This window comes from Pseudomonas sp. 05T35, from assembly GCF_056396605.1.
In genome coordinates, this window is the sequence record NZ_JBFTLU010000735.1 from 1 (window position 1) to 1,272 (window position 1,272).

The 1,272-nt window shown below is 62.6% G+C and carries 1 protein-coding gene; it reads right to left on the reverse strand.

Translation table 11 applies throughout. The annotated features are described in order from the left end of the window. The coding region (locus AC1DH9_RS29355) for a heavy metal sensor histidine kinase (protein WP_477809357.1) at positions 1-1,206 on the reverse strand (1,206 nt) is incomplete at its 3' end. Between the last annotated feature and the right edge of the window lie 66 nt (positions 1,207-1,272).

The following is a 1,272-nucleotide window of genomic DNA, read 5'->3' on the forward strand; positions in this document are numbered from 1 at the left end:
GTAGAACCGGTCAAACAAGCGTGGCAACAGCGCTTCGGAAACCCCCTCGCCACTGTTTTCAACGGTCAGGCTCAAGCCCTTCGGCTCATCGACAATCCGCACCTCAATCGCACCGTTTGGCGGGGTGAAGCGCAGCGCGTTGTCCAGCAGATTGGAGAGGGCACGGCGCAACATGTTGCGGTCGCCATTGAGGCTGGCGTCGCCGAGACGGGTCAGCTTGACCCGTGCGTCTTCGGCCAATGGTGCGTAAAACTCCAGCAACAGATCCACTTCCTCGGCCAGTCGCAGCGGTTCGCGTTTTGGCGTCAGCAAGCCGTGATCGGCCTTGGCCAGATACAGCATGTCGTTGACCAGTTGCGCCATCCATTGCAGCTCTTCGAGGTTGCTGTGCAGCGCCTCACGGTAATCTTCCAGGTCGCGCGGGCGGGTGAGGGTGACCTGAGTGTGGGTCAGCAGGTTCGACAACGGCGTGCGCAGTTCGTGGGCAATGTCGGCCGAGAAGGCTGAAAGCCGCTGGAACGAGTCGTCGAGACGGCAGAGCATGGCGTTAAACGTGTGAGCCAGATTGGCGAGCTCGGCGGGCATTTGATCTTCGGGCAGGCGTTGGGTCAGCGAGCTGGCGGACACCCCGGCGGCCACTTCACTCATGCGTCGCAATGGCCGCAAACCACTGCGCGCCGCCCACGCGCCGAGCAGCGCGGTGGCCAGCGCCGACAGGCCGACGGTCAGCCAGATCAAATGCTGCATGCGCTGCAAAAAGTGCTGATGGTGGGTGATGTCGAGCATCAGAATCAGTTGCGCGGAGTCGGCTTTATCCGGCTCCAACGCGGCGCTGTAGACCCGATACTCCGTGCCGGTGCTGTGCAAACTGTGAAGACCGGACTGGGTTGGCAAGTCGTCGGGGAGGTTCGCTGCGCTGTCGAACCACACGCGACCATCGGCGCCGCGCACCCGCAATGCCAGGTCCGGCTGATGGCTCATTTCATCCTGCAGTCCGGCTTTTCGTTCGGCGAACAACCGCGGGTCGTCGGCGCCGGCCAAGACGCTGCGCAGGGCGATCAGCTTGCCGTCGAGCAATTGCTGGTCGAGTTCAATGAAGTGCGTCTCGCTGGCGCGGCTGAACAGCACACCAGCGAACAATGAAACCACCGCCGTACAGGCGGCAAACAGCAAGGCCAGACGGCCGCTCAGGGACAGGCGGCGCATCAGGCGGGACGCTCTTCAAGCACGTAGCCCATGCCGCGTACGGTATGAATCAACTTGTTCGGGAAG